13 protein-coding genes are annotated in these 18,474 nt (G+C 42.0%); all 13 read right to left on the bottom strand.

Going from position 1 to position 18,474, the window contains the following annotated elements:
* Positions 1–38: 38 nt before the first annotated feature.
* The 13 genes from tuf to rpoC all read right to left on the bottom strand — a co-directional run bounded on the left by tuf (position 39) and on the right by rpoC (position 18,468).
* Positions 39–1,232 (bottom strand): elongation factor Tu, encoded by a 1,194-nt coding sequence (tuf, locus tag PG418_RS06600; protein WP_498837245.1) that lies wholly within the window; start codon positions 1,230–1,232, stop codon positions 39–41.
* A 118-nt stretch (positions 1,233–1,350) separates the two neighbouring features.
* Complete coding sequence (gene fusA, locus PG418_RS06605; protein ID WP_044999122.1) at positions 1,351–3,468, bottom strand: elongation factor G; 2,118 nt, start codon at positions 3,466–3,468, stop codon at positions 1,351–1,353.
* 18 nt (positions 3,469–3,486) lie between these two features.
* On the bottom strand, positions 3,487–3,957 hold the full coding sequence (gene rpsG / locus PG418_RS06610; protein ID WP_207642082.1) for a 30S ribosomal protein S7: 471 nt from the start codon (positions 3,955–3,957) through the stop codon (positions 3,487–3,489).
* A gap of 211 nt (positions 3,958–4,168) precedes the next feature.
* The gene (rpsL, locus tag PG418_RS06615) at positions 4,169–4,591 is read right to left on the bottom strand and encodes a 30S ribosomal protein S12 (protein ID WP_008373516.1); all 423 of its coding nucleotides are present in this window, start codon (positions 4,589–4,591) and stop codon (positions 4,169–4,171) included.
* Between the two features lie 178 nt (positions 4,592–4,769).
* Positions 4,770–6,542, bottom strand: a complete 1,773-nt coding sequence (locus PG418_RS06620) for an LCP family protein (RefSeq protein ID WP_147574828.1) — start codon at positions 6,540–6,542, stop codon at positions 4,770–4,772.
* 274 nt (positions 6,543–6,816) lie between these two features.
* Complete coding sequence (locus PG418_RS06625; protein WP_008373513.1) at positions 6,817–7,791, bottom strand: ABC transporter ATP-binding protein; 975 nt, start codon at positions 7,789–7,791, stop codon at positions 6,817–6,819.
* 1 nt (position 7,792) lies between these two features.
* Complete coding sequence (locus PG418_RS06630) at positions 7,793–8,815, bottom strand: ABC transporter ATP-binding protein (RefSeq protein ID WP_055155422.1); 1,023 nt, start codon at positions 8,813–8,815, stop codon at positions 7,793–7,795.
* A 15-nt stretch (positions 8,816–8,830) separates the two neighbouring features.
* Positions 8,831–9,754: an ABC transporter permease gene (locus PG418_RS06635; protein WP_008373509.1), complete on the bottom strand. Its 924-nt coding sequence runs from the start codon at positions 9,752–9,754 to the stop codon at positions 8,831–8,833.
* 10 nt (positions 9,755–9,764) lie between these two features.
* The gene (locus tag PG418_RS06640; protein WP_022219960.1) at positions 9,765–10,691 is read right to left on the bottom strand and encodes an ABC transporter permease; all 927 of its coding nucleotides are present in this window, start codon (positions 10,689–10,691) and stop codon (positions 9,765–9,767) included.
* Positions 10,692–10,864: 173 nt separating this feature from the next.
* Positions 10,865–12,511 carry a peptide ABC transporter substrate-binding protein gene (locus tag PG418_RS06645; protein ID WP_498837246.1) on the bottom strand — a complete coding sequence of 549 codons (1,647 nt, stop codon included), beginning with the start codon at positions 12,509–12,511 and terminating at the stop codon, positions 10,865–10,867.
* A gap of 22 nt (positions 12,512–12,533) precedes the next feature.
* Positions 12,534–13,607 (bottom strand): M24 family metallopeptidase, encoded by a 1,074-nt coding sequence (locus PG418_RS06650; RefSeq protein ID WP_498837247.1) that lies wholly within the window; start codon positions 13,605–13,607, stop codon positions 12,534–12,536.
* A 396-nt stretch (positions 13,608–14,003) separates the two neighbouring features.
* Positions 14,004–14,588 (bottom strand): helix-turn-helix domain-containing protein, encoded by a 585-nt coding sequence (locus tag PG418_RS06655; protein WP_008373502.1) that lies wholly within the window; start codon positions 14,586–14,588, stop codon positions 14,004–14,006.
* Between the two features lie 187 nt (positions 14,589–14,775).
* Positions 14,776–18,468: a DNA-directed RNA polymerase subunit beta' gene (rpoC, locus tag PG418_RS06660; protein ID WP_044999120.1), complete on the bottom strand. Its 3,693-nt coding sequence runs from the start codon at positions 18,466–18,468 to the stop codon at positions 14,776–14,778.
* Positions 18,469–18,474 lie beyond the last annotated feature (6 nt).

Genomic DNA, 18,474 nt, shown 5'->3' on the forward strand with positions numbered 1-18,474 from the left:
AAGTTATCTTGCGATAACAAATCTATTTTCAGATTGTATTACTCGATGATTGTAGCAACACGTCCTGATCCTACAGTACGTCCACCTTCACGGATAGCGAAACGAAGTCCCTGTTCCATAGCTACTGGATGGATCAGTTCGATTGTCATTTCTACGTTATCACCAGGCATGCACATTTCTGTTCCTTCTGGAAGTTCGCAAACACCTGTTACGTCTGTTGTACGGAAGTAGAACTGTGGTCTGTAGTTGTTGAAGAATGGAGTATGACGTCCACCTTCATCTTTTGTAAGAACGTATACCTGTGCAGTAAACTTGTGGTGGCAAGTTACTGAACCTGGTTTACAAAGAACCTGTCCTCTTTCGATTTCGTTTCTCTGAACACCACGAAGAAGAGCACCGATGTTGTCACCAGCCTGAGCTTCATCAAGAAGTTTACGGAACATTTCAACACCTGTTACAACTACTTTACGTGTTTCTTCTTTAATACCAACGATTTCTACTTCATCAGATACGTGAAGTACACCACGTTCTACTCTACCAGTAGCAACTGTACCACGTCCTGTGATAGAGAATACGTCTTCTACAGGCATAAGGAATGGTTTGTCTGTATCACGTTCTGGATCCGGAATGTATGAATCAACTGCATCCATAAGTTCCATGATCTTGTCTCCCCATGGTCCGTTCGGATCTTCAAGAGCTTTAAGAGCTGATCCCTGGATGATCGGAGTGTCATCTCCTGGGAATTCATATTCATCAAGAAGTTCACGGATTTCCATTTCAACGAGTTCAAGAAGTTCGTCGTCGTCTACCATATCACATTTGTTCATGAATACAACGATGTACGGTACACCTACCTGACGAGAAAGCAGGATATGCTCTCTTGTCTGAGCCATAACACCATCAGTAGCAGCTACAACAAGGATAGCTCCATCCATCTGAGCAGCTCCTGTAATCATGTTCTTTACGTAGTCAGCATGTCCTGGGCAGTCAACGTGTGCATAGTGACGTTTCTCTGTCTGGTACTCAACGTGAGCTGTAGAAATTGTGATACCACGTTCTCTCTCTTCTGGAGCTTTATCGATATCTTCAAAGTTCTCTGCTGTGTTTCCTGGTACTCTTGCTGCAAGTGTCTTTGTGATAGCAGCTGTAAGAGTTGTTTTACCATGGTCAACGTGTCCGATGGTACCGATATTACAATGCGGTTTTGTTCTTTCAAATTTAGCCTTTGCCATTTTGAATATCCTCCTTAAATATACCACCCAATAGGGCATTTTAGTTTACGATGTTTTAACTCGGCTAATACTGATTATATTTCATAAAGTACAGTTTTTCAAGCCTTTTTCGTATTTTTTATGCGTTTTTGTTAGATAAAATCTTTTCCTGAACAGACTTCGGAACTGGCTCATATTTTTCGAAGAACATTGAGTAGTTTCCACGTCCCTGAGTTCTGGAACGAAGGTCTGTAGAGTATCCGAACATTTCTGAAAGCGGAACATATCCTCTAACGATCTTTCCACCGCCGAGGTCATCCATACCTTCGATACGTCCACGACGAGAGTTGATATCACCGATAACATCTCCCATGTACTCTTCCGGCATAGTAACTTCAACTTTCATGATAGGCTCAAGGAGTACCGGGTCAGATTTCTTCATAGCATCTTTGAATGCAAGAGAACCTGCAATGTGGAATGCCATTTCTGAAGAATCGACTTCATGGTAAGAACCATCATATACGGTTGCATGAATACCTACTACAGGGAATCCACCAAGAATACCAGCTTTCATGGCTTCTTCAATACCTTCGCCTACAGCCGGAATGTATTCCTTCGGAATTGCACCACCGACAACAGTAGAATCGAATTTGTATGTTTCTTCACCATTGACATCCATTGGTTCAAATTTAACTTTACAGTGTCCGTACTGTCCACGTCCACCTGACTGTTTAGCATACTTGCTGTCAACATCAACTGCTTTTGTGAAGGACTCTTTGTATGCAACCTGCGGAGCACCTACGTTAGCTTCTACCTTGAATTCACGAAGAAGTCTGTCTACGATGATTTCAAGATGAAGTTCTCCCATTCCGGCGATGATTGTCTGACCTGTTTCCTGATCAGTATGAGCACGGAATGTTGGGTCTTCTTCTGCAAGTTTTGCAAGAGATTCACCAAGTTTACCCTGAGAAGCTTTTGTCTTAGGCTCGATAGCGAGCTCGATAACTGGTTCTGGGAATTCCATAGATTCAAGGATTACCGGATGCTGTTCATCACAGATTGTATCACCTGTAGTTGTAAACTTGAATCCGATCGCTGCTGCGATATCTCCTGAATATACTTTATCCAATTCCATTCTCTTGTTAGCATGCATCTGAAGGATACGTCCAACACGTTCTTTTTTATTCTTTGTAGCGTTCAATACATAAGAACCTGAATTCATAGTTCCTGAATATACACGGAAGTATGCAAGCTTACCTACGAACGGGTCTGTCATGATCTTGAATGCAAGTGCAGAGAAAGGTTCTTCATCTGAAGAATGTCTTACTACTTCATTACCATCTTCGTCAACACCCTGGATTGGCGGGATGTCTGTCGGAGCCGGCATATATTCAACGATTGCATCCAGAAGTTTCTGAACACCCTTGTTTCTGTAAGCAGATCCACAGCAAACCGGTACTGCTGTACATTCACAAGTAGCTTTTCTAAGAACTGCTTTGAGCTGATCTACTGTCGGGATTTCGTCCTCAAGATACATCATCATAAGTTCGTCATCCAATTCGCAAATCTTTTCAACCAGTTCTGTATGGTAAAGCTCAGCATCTTCTTTCATGTCATCCGGGATTTCACATACTGTGATGTCATCACCCTTGTCATCATTGTAGATGTAAGCTTCCATTTCCATAAGGTCGATGATTCCCTTGAAATCATCTTCTTTACCGATTGGTAACTGAAGAACGATAGCGTTCTTACCCAATCTTGTCTTAATCTGTTCTACAGCATTGTAGAAGTTTGCACCTAAGATGTCCATCTTGTTGATGAAGGCCATTCTTGGTACGTTGTATGTGTCTGCCTGACGCCATACGTTTTCTGACTGAGGCTCAACACCACCCTTAGCACAGAATACACCTACAGCACCATCCAGTACACGAAGTGAACGTTCAACCTCTACAGTGAAGTCAACGTGTCCCGGAGTATCAATGATATTGATACGATGCTCAAGAGCACCTTTTTTCGGTTTTGTATGATCTTCAAGTGTCCAATGACATGTTGTAGCTGCTGAAGTGATTGTGATACCTCTTTCCTGCTCCTGTTCCATCCAGTCCATGGTAGCAGTTCCTTCATGAGTATCACCAATCTTATAGTTAACACCGGTATAGTATAAGATACGCTCTGTAAGAGTGGTCTTGCCAGCATCAATATGCGCCATAATACCGATATTTCTGGTTCTCTCTAATGGATATTCTCTTCCAGCCAAGATTTTTTCCTCCTATAATTAGAAACGATAGTGAGCAAATGCTTTGTTTGCTTCTGCCATCTTGTGCATGTCTTCTTTCTTCTTTACAGATGCGCCAGTGTTGTTAGCCGCATCAAGAATTTCATTTGCAAGTCTTTCTTCCATTGTCTTCTCGCCTCTGTTACGAGAGTACAGTGTAAGCCAGCGAAGTGCAAGAGCCTGTCTTCTGTCTGCTCTTACCTCGATCGGTACCTGATAAGTAGCTCCACCGATACGTCTTGCCTTTACTTCAAGTACAGGCATGATGTTGTTCATTGCTTCTTCAAATACTTCGATAGCTGGTTTTTCAGCTTTCTCTGCGACTTTGTCAAATGCTCCGTATACAATTTTCTGAGCTACACCTTTCTTACCGTCAAGCATGATGTTGTTGATAAGCTTTGTAACTACCTTGTTGTTGTATAACGGATCCGCTAATACGTCTCTTTTCTGAGTATGTCCTTTACGTGCCACGGTTCTTCCCTCCTTATACATATTGGCAAAGCTTTGCTTTGCGTGAATAATTCATCGGTACTCACATGTGTCTTTCTATGTGTATCGTTGGCGGGACAATCTCCGATGCCTGCCACGTGGCAGGCGATATCTGAATTAAACCCGCAACCAACTATTCTCATAGTTCTGTTTGTGATACGATTTAGTTTCGTTTTACACTAAAATCAAGTGCTTATTTCTTTGCGTCTTTTGGTCTCTTTGCTCCGTATTTAGAACGAGCCTGACGTCTCTTTGCAACACCTGCTGTATCAAGTGTTCCACGAACGATATGGTATCTTGTACCCGGAAGGTCCTTTACTCTTCCTCCACGGATAAGAACAACGCTATGTTCCTGAAGGTTGTGACCTTCTCCTGGGATGTAGCTTGTTACTTCGATTCCGTTTGAAAGACGTACTCTGGCGATCTTTCTAAGAGCTGAGTTCGGTTTCTTCGGTGTAGCTGTCTTAACTGCTGTACACACACCTCTCTTCTGTGGTGCAGATGTGTCTGTAGCTCTTTTCTTCAAAGAATTGTATCCTTTCTGGAGAGCCGGTGCAGTAGATTTCTTTACAGCTGTCTGACGACCTTTTCTTACTAACTGGTTAAATGTTGGCATCTCTTTCACCTCCTATGAAGTAATAATTGGTTACGATTTTAAACAAGTTCTGTTTAAAATGCGCAGAAAAACAGTGCATCGTTTTTCGCACGCTTGTTTATTGTAGTATATTGCAAAAAAAAAGTCAAGGTATTCTGAAAAATATTTTCCAAATCATACCTTGACTTTTTCTTCATTTTTATTCTGTACTTACGGATCCTTCGATTATTTCTCCGTCTTTTACTTTTTTGATCAATCCAATGATCTCAGCCACTGAATTTTCATCCGGATACGTTACATAAAGCTCTTCATCTCCTGAAGAATAGCAGATATCTGTTCCCCCGGTTCCATCCGCTGCCACGGAATAAATATTCCATTTTGCATTGGTTCTGAGCTGAGTCTTGATCAGCGACTGGATCTGGCTGGAAGTAAAGTTCGTATCCACACCATCGCTGACGCTTTCAATAATATCGCTTGCCCCACGGAGCATTGCCGGTGACATCATCTTTTTAATGATTGCAGTGATAACTGCCTGCTGATGGACTCCTCTTCCGTTGTCCCCGTCTGGCAGTGCCTGACGTTCACGGCAAAAAGCAAGTGCACTAATACCATCAAAATGATTCATTCCTTCATTTACATGAATCTCTGCACCCGACTCCCATCCTGTATCAAATTCGAGATCTGATTCAACATCCAGTCCGCCAAGTGCATCAACCACACTGGTCATAGATGTAAAATTAACTCTTCCGAAAAATTCGATATCTGTATCATAAAGTTCTTCCAGCGTCTGCATAGACACATCCACACCATAGATTCCTGCATGTGTCAGTTTGTCGTCCTGTCCTCCGGATACTCCCGGGATTGGTACATAATAATCTCTAGGGGTCGTAATCAGTAATACCTGATGGCTCGTCGGATTAACAACCGCTACGATATTGACATCGCTTCGTCCCTGTTCTGTGATATCACCATTTGTATCAATACCACTCAAATAAACCGCAAATGGCTTTGTAACGCTTTCATCAGATGTATCGCTTTCAATTTCAACAACAATATTGTGCTTATAAATAACCTTTGTATCCTTTGTAAAGGTTGAATACTGTTCCTTGATAATATTACTGTAAGCTGAGTTGTAGATAATCGCATCTACTTCTCCGTCATATAATGCCTGTGCTTCTTCTCCCAGATTACTGTATTCCTGAAGAGTAATGTTCTGTCCCAGTTCCTTTTCAATCTGTTTGACTGCCGACTTCGTCTGGTCTCCACCAGTCGCATACTGAACACCAAATGTATATCCGGCTGCTGCTGATAAAGTATCTGCATTATCATCCGCCTTTACCGCAACTACCATGGAACTTGTTTTCTTATTGCTTCCGGTAATCTTCTGGAATGCATTATTTACTTTTCCTATATAGAAAGAACCCACTCCCAGAATGATGCAGATCAGTATACAGAATATCTTTCCGCCAATTCCTTTTCCTTTTGCCGCTATCTGTGTCAGCAAGGTAATTCCAAGCAGGATCAGCAGTACTCCGATCAGTACCAGGAAATAAGTAGAAGTAAGTACATTGAACAGCATCACATTCACTGCAAGTACTACAGACAGGATAAACTGGATAATTGCAAGTATAATTCCAATCGTTCTGCTTACCCGATTTTTCTTTCTTCCTCTGCGCCGTTTATTTTTACGATTCTTATTATTCTCCGGATCAGACATCTTTCTTATATTCTGATAGTCTTCTTCCGGTCTTCTTTTCTTCTTATCATTCGAAGATGATTTCTTTTTCGGTCGTTCTCTGTAGTAATCTTCCTCATCATCATAATATCGGGCAGATCTTCGGTCTTCTTCATAAGCATACCGGTTCTTCCCCTTAGCCCGTCTGCTTACTTCTCTGCTGTTATTGATACTTCGCATATTTCTATTAGAAGTTCCATCAGACGATCTTCTCCTTGCTGATTTTCTCTGTTCCATATACACTCACTTTCATTTGTTACATAACTATTACACGATATGACACTTTAATTACAATTACATCTCTATATAATATCGTTTTTACCTTATATTGTCAATATTTTCGTGTCAATCCGTATTTTGTGATTCTGCACAATTCTTCTGGAAATTTTTCAATCTGCCAAGGCATATAGTTTTTTTTTCACAGAAAGTTCCATCGGAATTTCTCATAAAACAAAAAGAAAACGAAGAACTCTTCTTAAGTCCTTCGCCTTCTTTATTATATTACTACTTTTTATTTATCTTCTACAAGATGGCATGCCACCTTATGTCCAGGAGCGATCTCTTTCATCTGCGGCATTTCCTTAAAGCAGCGTTCTGTCGCATGCTGACATCTCTCAGCGAAACGACAGCAGTTCTTCGGATTGATCGGGCTTGGGATCTCACCCTTGATCGGAATACGCTGGTTCGCTTTTGCTTTATTCGGATCTGCTTCCGGGATTGCAGAAAGCAGTGCCTGTGTATATGGATGCATCGGATGAGCATAAAGTTCATCTGTCTCAGCAGTCTCGACCATTGTTCCGAGGTACATAACAACTACACGGTCAGAAATATATTTTACGACACTAAGGTCATGCGCGATAAACAGGTAAGTCAGTCCTCTTTCTTCCTGCAGTTCTTTCAGCATATTGATAACCTGTGCCTGGATAGACACATCAAGAGCTGAAATCGGCTCATCACAGATGATGAATTCCGGATCAACAGAAAGAGCACGTGCGATACCGATACGCTGTCTCTGTCCACCTGAGAATTCGTGTGGGAAACGTGACATATGATCTTTATTAAGACCAACTGTAGCAAGCAGCTGCTCTACTTTTGCATCTGCATCCTTTGTTGACATTCCATGCTGTTTCAGACCTTCTCCAACGATATCCTTAACAGTCATACGTGGGTTCAGTGATGAATACGGGTTCTGGAAAATCATCTGTACCTTCTTACAGAATTCTTTCTGCTCTGCATGATTGTATTTGAAAATATCTTTTCCATCATAATATACATTTCCCGAAGTCGGATTGTATAACTTGATCATGGTACGTCCTGTTGTAGATTTACCACAGCCGGACTCACCTACCAGGCTGACTGTCTCACCTTTATAAATATCAAATGTAAGATCATCAACCGCTTTTAAGGTTTCTTTACGGCTGATTTCAAAATATTTACATAAGTTTTTCACCTGTACGAGAGGCTGTTTTTTTTCTGTATTTTCCATTTTACACCTCTCCTTTCTCAGTTACTTTTCTTCTCATGTCTGTATCCGGTGCATATTCATGCTGCAGCCAGCAACAGGTTTCATGTTCTTTTGAAAGCTCATAAGTCTGTGGCGGCATATCTTTACAGATTTCCATGCAGTATTCACATCTTGCTGCGAACGGACATCCTTTCGGAGGTGCAAACAGATCCGGAGGTGTTCCTTCGATTGGCTGCAATTTGTGGCCTTTTGCTGTATCCAGTTTGGCAATTGAATGCATAAGTCCTTTTGTGTAAGGATGTGCTGTATCATAGAAAATCTCATCTACAGATCCACGTTCTACGATCTTTCCTCCATACATAACCAGTACACGGTCGCAAAGCTTTGCGATAACACCAAGGTCATGTGTGATCAGGATAATAGATGTCCCAAGTGTTTTCTGAAGATTTTTCAGTACATCAAGAATCTGCGCTTCAATTGTAACATCCAAAGAAGTAGTCGGCTCATCGGCAATAACGATGCTCGGGCTTCCTACCAGAGCGATCGCGATCATAACACGCTGTTTCATACCACCTGAAAGTTCATGTGGATACTGTTTGTAACGGCGTTCTCCATCAGAGATACCTACCATTTTAAGGATTTCAAGTGCTTTTGCTTTTTTCTCAGCTGCACTCATACCTTTTCTTCCGACGAATACTTCTTCAATCTGTTTTCCGATACGCATTGTCGGGTTCAATGAGGTCATAGGATCCTGAAAAATATAACTGATCTCTTTTCCACGGAACTGACGAAGTTCTTTTTTGTTCATTTTCAGAACATCTTTTCCTTTATAAAGAATCTCTCCGCCTTCAAAGAATCCAGGCGGTTCCGGATTCAGTCTCATCAGGCACTGAGAGGTAACACTCTTTCCACATCCGGATTCTCCAACTATACCAAGAATTTCTCCCGGACGTACTTCAAAGCTGACATCACGAACAGCTTTTACAACTCCACCGTATGTACGGAAAGAGAATTGCAGATTTTTTACTTCCAATAAATTTTCCATCTTCTATACTCCTTCCTACTCGGTTCCTCTAAGTTTCGGGTCAAATGCATCACGAAGCCCATCACCAAGAAGATTCAGCGCAAGCATTGTTGTACAAATCAGGAATGCCGGTACAAATACCTGGTACGGATGAATTCTCAGCTGTGCGATTCCGTCTTTTGCAAGTACACCCCAGCTGCAGTTCGGTGGTTTAATACCCAGACCGATATAGCTCAGGAATGCCTCCTGGAAAATAGCTCCCGGAATAGCCATTGTCAGGTTTGTAATGATAAGTCCCATGATATTCGGTAAAATATGTTTTACAATGATTACGATATCCGGCACACCAAGGATCTTGGCTGCAGATACGAAATCAGATTCTCTCAGTTTTAATACTTCACCACGAACGAAACGACATCCACCGATCCATCCGACGCAACACATAGCAAGAATCAAACAGTGTACACCGTTACCAACAACTACCATAAGAAGAATGGTAACGATCAGACTTGGGATTCCGTATAATACGTCAACGACACGCTGGATAACCATATCGATCTTGCCACCGTAGAATCCTGAGATACCACCCATGATAGATCCAACGATTGCATTGATGATGCTGGCTGCAAAACCAATTGTCAGAGATACTCTCGCACCAGACCATGCACGAACCCAGAGATCACGTCCAAGAGAGTCTGTTCCAAACCAATGTGCTTTTGAAAAGCTCTGGTTCATCTCTGCCACACTCTGTGTTGCAATGTCATATTTGCTGAACATTGGAACAAAGATCGCCATAAGTACATAAAGTCCAATCAGGCACAATGAGAAGAATGCAATCTTATTCTTGCGGATTCGTCTCCATGCATCCTGCCAGTAACCAATATTCGGACGGGAAATAGACTCCATTGTCTTTGTATTTTTTCCTACAACTTTAAACTGTTCTTTTGTAATTTCTGCCATTTCTCGTCACCTACCTTTTTTTACCACTCAGACGGATTCTCGGATCTACAATACCGTATAAGATATCTACAATCAGGATTGACACGATCAGGAATGCTCCGTAGAAGATCGTCATACCAAGAACCAGTGTATAATCTGCCATGTTAATACTGTCTACATAATGTTTTCCCATTCCAGGGATTGCGAAAAGGGCCTCGATTACGAATGTTCCTGTTAATACAGATGCAACTGTCGGTCCCATAATGGTAATGATCGGTGTGATCGCATTACGGATCTGATGTTTAACTGTAATTCGGAAATCCGATAAACCTTTCGCACGTGCTGTCTTTGTATAATCTGAAGATACAACTTCCAGCATACTGGAACGCATCAGACGGGAAATGGATGCCAGTGTATAGAATCCAACCGCGATTGACGGTAAAATTGTGTGCTTAAAGCTTGTGTACTGCGCAACCGGAAGAATCTGCCATTTGATTCCGAAGAAATACTGAAGTACAGATCCCATGATGAAGTCAGGAATCGATGTACCAATGATCGCAATCAAAATACAGACGAAGTCCAGTTTCTTTCCTCGATTCAGTGCTGCTACAATTCCAAGGATCAGTCCGAAGAACAGTGCAAAGCACAGTGAACGGATTCCCAGGTCTGCTGAGTATGGGAATGAGTCAGCAATAATACGGTTAACTGTCTGACTTTCATACTTCATAGAGTACCCCAGATCACCATGAAGCACATTCTTCATATAAGTTATATACTGCTCTGCAAGCGGTTTATCCAAACCATAGTAAGCTTCCAGATTCGCTTTGATCTCCGGTGTCATCTTGTCACTTGAGAACGGATCTCCCGGCATCAGACGAACCAGGACGAATACAACACTTGTAAGTACCAAAAGTGTTACGATGGCTAATGCAACTCGTTTAGCTATATATTTTGCCATTCTTTTGTCTCCCTTCATTTTTCTTTATTTGATAGCTTTGATTATTTCACATACTTCCTATTGGCTGATACATACCAAATCTACCCCTCGAAATAATCAAAACCCTCAAATAAGCAGCCGGTGCGGACCAGTAAGTCCGCGCCGACCGCAAGGTATGTTACCATCCAACTGTATTATTCGCTGATGTCTGCATATACCAGATCGAAGTCATATCCGACAAAGTATACATTGAAGTTAGAAATCTTCGGATTGATCAGATACTGGTCTCTACGTAACTGAAGCGGTACAAGAGCGGAATCTTCTCCAAGGAAGATCTGTTCTGCCTGGAACAGCATATCCTGTCTTGTCTTAGCATCTGTCTCTGTCTGAGAATCTTTAAGAAGCTTGTCGTATTCAGCGTTCGCATATCCAGAGTGGTTATACTGACTATCGCTGATCCACAGTTCCAGATAAGAGTATGCGTCAGAGTAGTCCGGAACCCATCCTGTTACTACCATATCGTAATCTTTCTTAGTTTCCAGCTCCAGTCTCTGTTTGTAAGTTACCTGGTTGATTTCTACTGTAATACCAAGGTTCTTCTGATACTGTTCCTGAAGAACTTCAGCCTGCTTCTTAGCACCATCTGTATCAGTTGTAAGAAGAGTAATCTTGATGTCTGCCGGATTAGAAACGCCCATTTCTTTCATTGCTGCATCCAGATATTCTTTTGCTTTATCATTATCATTTTCTGCCGGGAATGGTGTATATGGATAAGCTTCTCCGTATGTCTGGTCATCTGCCGCCTGCACGTTTGGAAGTACAAGTCTCTGTGCAACGTCATATACGTCATTGTTAACCAGCTTGTTGTATTCTGTTCTGTTGATTGCATAGTTCAAAGCAAATCTCAGGTTCTTGTTAGCAAGCGGTCTGTCTTCTGACATGTTGAGCATGATGTAATCATCTGCACCTGTATAGTAGAATTCAGTATTTTCTGTATACTGATCTGTCATTTCAGTAGGTACAATTGTGATATCAACTTCGCCCTGTTCCCACATAGCAACCGCTGTCTTAGCATCTGCAACTGTCTTTACGCAGATTTCATCAAGCTTGATGCTGTCTGCATCCCAGTAATTTTCATTCTTAGAAAGGATCATTTCATCGCCGTGTTTCCACTCTGTCATCTTGAACGGTCCGTTATAAACAGATTTTTCCGGATCAGCTGCATATTCTTTTCCGTATTTTTCTACATAATCTTTTCTTGTAGGACCGAATGTTGCCATAGCAGCCATACTAAGGAAGTATGTAGCCGGATGTGCAAGTTCGATAACAACTGTCTTGTCATCTGGTGCAGATACGCCAAGTTCATCGACAGGTACAGAACCTTTATTTACTTCTGCACCGTTTTTGAGGATATATCCGATGAATGCGTAATCGCTTGCCATTTCTGGATCCATAAGTCTCTGGATACCATAAACATAATCGCCTGCTTTTACATCTTCTCCGTCAGACCATTTCAGTCCATCACGAAGGTGGAATGTATAAGTAAGTCCATCATCTGAAATATCCCAGCTTTCAGCTGCATCTGGTTTGACTTCGCCTTCCACGTTACGTGTCAGCATCGCATAGGTGCAGATTTCTGCTGTTGCACATGAGATAGAGTTACTGTTCTGTGGATCCATAGAAGGAAGGTCTTCACGAAGTGTGTAAGTAATTCTCTTCTTTCCTGATGAAGCACTGCTGTCATCTTTCTTGGAATCTTTGGATCCCGGTGTACCACAGCCAGCAAACATTGTTACTGTCATTGCTGTAGCAAGTAAAGCTGCTAATAATTTCTTTTTCATAAATGTTGTCCTCCTTTTTCATTTATAATTCTATTAGCTCATGTGTAGCACTGATCAGGTTTTCATATCCGTCTTTTGTGATGATGCCCTGATCCTCAAGTCTGACACCACCCCAACCCGGAATATAAAGTCCTGGTTCTACTGTCATTATGCTGTTCTCCTGTAAGATATTCTCACAGTTCAGTCCGATATTCGGAAGTTCATGGACGAACAGCCCAACTCCATGACCGATTCCTGTATAATTATACGGAAGGTATTCTGTATCTTTGATTGCTTCAAGCGAAGCTTCATAGCAGGAAGTTCCTGTCACACCGGCTCTTACAGATGCTTCTGTATCTTCTGTCATACGACGGCAGAGATCATAAACTTCTCTCTGTTTGGCGTCTGCCTTGCCGACAACTACTGTTCTTGTCATATCTGAAAGATAACCTTTGTACTGGCATCCATAATCCATCAATACGAAATCACCGTATTCGATTGGCTTACTGTCCGGAATCCCGTGAAGCAGAGAGCTCTTTGCTCCTGAAATAACGATTCCACCGTACGGTTTGGTATCTGCACCTTCCATTACCATGTAATGTGCAAGTCTGGATGCGATTTCTTTTTCTGTCACACCCGGACGGATGTCTTTTATAATTTTTTCAAATGCTCTGGATGCGATATCGCAGGCAACGGTAAGGTTCTTGATCTCTTCCGGCGTCTTGATCGCGCGGAAGCCTTCGATTACGTTCAGCGTCGGAACCATCTCAGCACTGAGTTCAGCCTGCATAGAGTTCCATTTTTCAAATGTCAGATGATCCTGTTCAAATCCGATTGTTTTAACTCCATCTTTGGCTGCGCAATATGCAACAGCTTTCCCCATGCTGTAGCCAAAATTGATTCGCCAGTTTACAAGTTCGTAATCCGGACATTCATAAGATGCCTGCTCTGTGTATCTTGCATCAGTGATAAAATACTGATTCGCCTTTGTGATAAAAAGGAATGAGTCTTCCCCCGTAAATCCGCTGATACAACGTACATTCGCCGGCTTTGCAATATAAAACGCATCCAGTCTTTCTTTTTCCATGTACTCTCGCAATTGAGTTAATCTGTCCATTTTTGTTCTCCTCTCATGTACTTTTGTTCTTCTGAGACGGTATATTTACCAGATATGTCCGTCCCTCTGCGACAATGTAATACTTTACTAGACCGCAGTCTAGTAGTGTAAACAAAAGAACGCCATGATTTGCATCATGACGTCCTTGTCTTCTTTCAAAGGTCATAGTTTCACGCTATGACGTCTATGTTTAATTATTAGATTGTCCGTATTGTATGTATAAAATCAATCTTTATACACTTTCGTAAATAACACTGTCTTCAGAGTTGCGTGAATTTCGAAGAAACCCCGTTTTAACAGTTCAATTTTGTAAATTCACTTAGATGAATATTTATTCATATGTGTAATTTTCCTTATTATAGAACCATACTCTAAGATTGTCAAGAGGAATGCTATTTATTTCACAATTTTATTTTCATTCCTTTCAAACCGTCTTGGTACATCCCGGTGATATACCCATATACTGACACAAGGTTCTTTTCCGGGATTGGAAATACTATGACGCTCTCTGCTCTTTATATATACACTGTCTCCCGGATGTAAACTGCAAATTTTTCCTTCCACCTCTACATTCAGAGTTCCTTTTATCACCATACACATTTCCGAAAAGACATGACGATATTCTTCTTTTTTCGCAGATTCTCCCGGTTCAATCGTAATATATTCAAAAATCGATTCTCCCTGACCAAAGTCTGCAACCTCAACCGTCATATTTTCTTCCGGATAAAGATGCTTACTCATTTCTTCTCTGTGTATAACCGTCTTTCCCGGCATTTCCCCTTCCAGTGCATACTGTATATCAATATCCAGTGCTTCACAAATTCGCGCAAGACTGTCCACATTCGGAGATGTCTTATTCTGTTCCAGCATACTCAGATAGCCCGCTGAAAGTCCTGTATATTCTCCCAAAACCCGGATTGTCATCATTTTCTTTTTTCTGCATTCTCTGATCCGTTCACCAATATGAGCTAAATCCAGCATATCACACCCCCTGATTTTCGATTGATTATTTATATGCTACTGTATTTTTTCATATTTTGCAACCCTTTATTTTTGTAAAGTGTTAAAGAATCGGAATTATTTTTCAAATATTTTTGTTTTTCATGTCTTTAAAGCAAGAAAAGCAGACACGCCATTCAACGTATCTGCTTCTCTTAGCATATAAAGCCTATTCTTCAACTGTAACTGTTTCGTCAGCATTTTCTTCGGTTTCAACAGTTTCTGCTGTCTCTGCCGATACTTCAGACTCAGTATCATCATCCATATCAAAATCATCAAAACTGATTTCGTCGTCCATATCCATACCAAGACCTGTATCAAGTTTAACGTCACGGTATTTTCTCATACCTGTTCCTGCCGGAATCAGTTTACCGATAATGACGTTCTCTTTCAGACCGATCAGGTGGTCAACCTTACCTTTGATAGCAGCCTCAGTCAGAACCTTGGTTGTCTCCTGGAAGGATGCAGCTGACAGGAAGGAATCTGTTGCCAGGGATGCCTTGGTAATACCAAGCATGATCTGTTCTCCTGTTGCAGGTTCTTTACCTTCTGTTACCATCTGTTCATTTACATCGTTGAACTCAAGGACATCCACCATTGTTCCCGGAAGGAATTCAGTATCCCCTCTTTCTTCGATGCGGATCTTCTTCAGCATCTGACGAACGATAACTTCGATATGCTTATCATTGATTTCTACACCCTGCAAACGGTATACTCTCTGTACTTCCTGAAGCATGTAGTCCTGTGCAGCACGAAGACCTTTGATCTTAAGAAGGTCATGTGGGTTCACGCTACCTTCTGTAAGCTCGTCACCGGCTTCCAGAACAGCTCCATCCTGTACTTTAATACGTGATCCATAAGGAATCAGATAAGTCTTTGTCTCACCTGTCTGCTGATTGGTAACGATGATTTCACGCTTCTTCTTTGTATCGTTCAGGTTTGCAACACCTGCGATTTCTGTGATGATAGCAAGACCTTTCGGCTTTCTTGCTTCAAAAAGTTCTTCGACACGAGGAAGACCCTGTGTGATATCTCCACCGGCTACACCACCACTATGGAAAGTACGCATGGTCAGCTGTGTACCAGGTTCACCGATTGACTGAGCTGCGATAATACCGACAGCTTCACCAACCTGTACCGGTTCACCTGTTGCCATATTGGCACCATAACATTTCGCACAGATACCAATGTGTGATTTACAGGTCAGGATTGTACGGACTTTCACTTTCTTAAGCGGTGAATTTCCATTTTCATCCACACCGTATTTCATAATCTTTTCTGCACGTTTTGGTGTGATCATGTGGTTTGCCTTTACAAGAACATTGCCATCTTTGTCACAGATTGTATAGCATGAATATCTTCCTGTAATACGTTCCTGAAGACTTTCGATTTCTTCATTTCCATCCATAAATGCATGCAGATACATTCCCGGAATTTCGGCATCTTTGCTTACACAGTCAACCTCACGGATGATCAGATCCTGTGATACGTCAACAAGACGTCTTGTCAGGTATCCTGAATCGGCTGTACGAAGGGCAGTATCTGACATACCTTTTCGAGCTCCATGCGCAGACATGAAGTATTCCAGTACGTCCAGACCTTCACGGAAGTTTGACTTGATTGGCAGTTCGATCGTATGACCGGTTGTATCCGCCATAAGTCCACGCATACCTGCAAGCTGTTTGATCTGTTTGTCAGATCCACGGGCTCCGGAATCTGCCATCATGAAGATATTGTTGTATTTATCAAGTCCTGTAAGAAGGGCTTCTGTAAGCTCATCATCTGTTTCTTTCCAGGTTTCTACAACCTCTTTGTAACGCTCTTCTTCTGTAATAAGACCACGTTTGAAGTTACGTGTGATCTTATCAACCGTTGACTGTGCTCTTGCGATCAGTTCCGGTTTCTGTGGCGGTACAGTCATATCTGAAATAGATACAGTCATAGCTGCTCTTGTAGAGAGCTTGTATCCCATTGATTTTACATGGTCAAGTACTTCAGCTGTAGCTGACGCACCATGTGTGTTAATAACTTTTTCAAGAATCTGTTTCAGCTGTTTCTTTCCTACATGGAAATCCACTTCAAGAACCAGTTCATTTCCTTCTTTTTCACGATCAACAAAACCAAGATCCTGCGGAATGATTTCGTTGAAAATGAAACGTCCAAGTGTAGACTCTACTGTACCGGTCTTCTTTGTTCCATCCGGCATCGTCTTTGTCACACGTACTTTGATTCTTGAGTGAAGAGTTACAACTCCGTTTTCATAAGCAAGGATCGCTTCATTCACACTCTTGAATACTTTTCCTTCTCCCTTGGCTCCCGGTCTTTCCTGCGTCAGATAGTAGATACCAAGAACCATATCCTGTGAAGGAACAGCTACCGGACCACCATCAGACGGTTTCAGAAGGTTGTTTGGTGAAAGCAGAAGGAAACGGCACTCAGCCTGAGCTTCTACAGAAAGCGGAAGATGAACCGCCATCTGGTCACCATCGAAATCGGCATTGAATGCGGTACATACCAGTGGATGAAGCTTAATTGCTTTACCTTCTACCAGAATCGGTTCAAATGCCTGGATACCAAGACGGTGAAGTGTAGGAGCACGGTTCAGCATAACCGGATGCTCTTTGATTACATCTTCAAGCACATCCCATACTTCCGGCTGAAGACGCTCTACCATTTTCTTAGCATTCTTAATATTGTGAGCAGCTCCGCTCTCAACAAGTTCTTTCATAACAAACGGCTTGAACAGCTCGATTGCCATTTCTTTCGGAAGACCACACTGATAGATCTTCAGTTCCGGTCCTACAACGATAACGGAACGTCCTGAGTAGTCAACACGTTTTCCGAGCAGGTTCTGACGGAAACGTCCTGATTTACCTTTCAACATATCAGAAAGGGATTTCAGTGCTCTGTTTCCAGGACCTGTTACCGGACGTCCACGACGTCCATTGTCGATCAGAGCATCTACAGCTTCCTGCAGCATTCTCTTTTCGTTTCTAACAATAATGTCCGGAGCTCCCAGTTCAAGGAGTCTTCTCAGACGGTTATTTCTGTTGATAATTCTTCTGTACAGATCATTCAGGTCTGATGTTGCAAAACGTCCACCATCCAGCTGTACCATCGGACGCAGATCCGGCGGAATTACCGGGATTGCAGTCATGATCATCCATTCCGGTTTGTTTCCTGATTCACGAAAAGCTTCTACTACTTCAAGTCTCTTAACGATTCTTGCTCTCTTCTGTCCGGTAGCACCCTCAAGTCCTGCCTGCAGTTCAGCATAATCTTTTTCAAGATCGATCGCTTCAAGAAGTTCTTTGATCGCTTCTGCTCCCATTCCTACGCGGAAGCCATTGCCCCAGTTTTCTCTTGCTTCCTGGTATTCAGCTTCTGAAAGAACCTGCTTGTAAGAGAGATCTGTCTCTCCCTTATCAAGTACGATATAAGAAGCGAAATACAGTACTTTTTCCAGAGTTCTCGGTGAAAGATCCAGGATCAGTCCCATACGGCTCGGAATACCTTTGAAATACCAGATATGAGAAACCGGTGCTGCAAGTGCGATGTGACCCATACGTTCACGTCGCACAGTTGCTTTTGTTACTTCTACACCACAGCGGTCGCATACAACACCTTTATAACGGATCTTTTTGTATTTACCACAGTGGCATTCCCAGTCTTTGCTAGGTCCGAAGATTTTCTCACAGAACAGACCGTCTCTTTCCGGCTTCAGTGTTCTGTAGTTGATTGTCTCCGGCTTTGTAACTTCACCTCTTGACCATTCCAGAATCTTTTCCGGAGATGCCAGACCTATTTTAATCGCATCAAATGAAATCGGTTGATACGTTGGTTCTTTTTTTGTTTCTGTCATTCTCGG

It is taken from the genome of Bariatricus sp. TF06-38A, from assembly GCF_027690675.1.
Lineage (GTDB): Bacteria > Bacillota > Clostridia > Lachnospirales > Lachnospiraceae > Allocoprococcus > Allocoprococcus comes.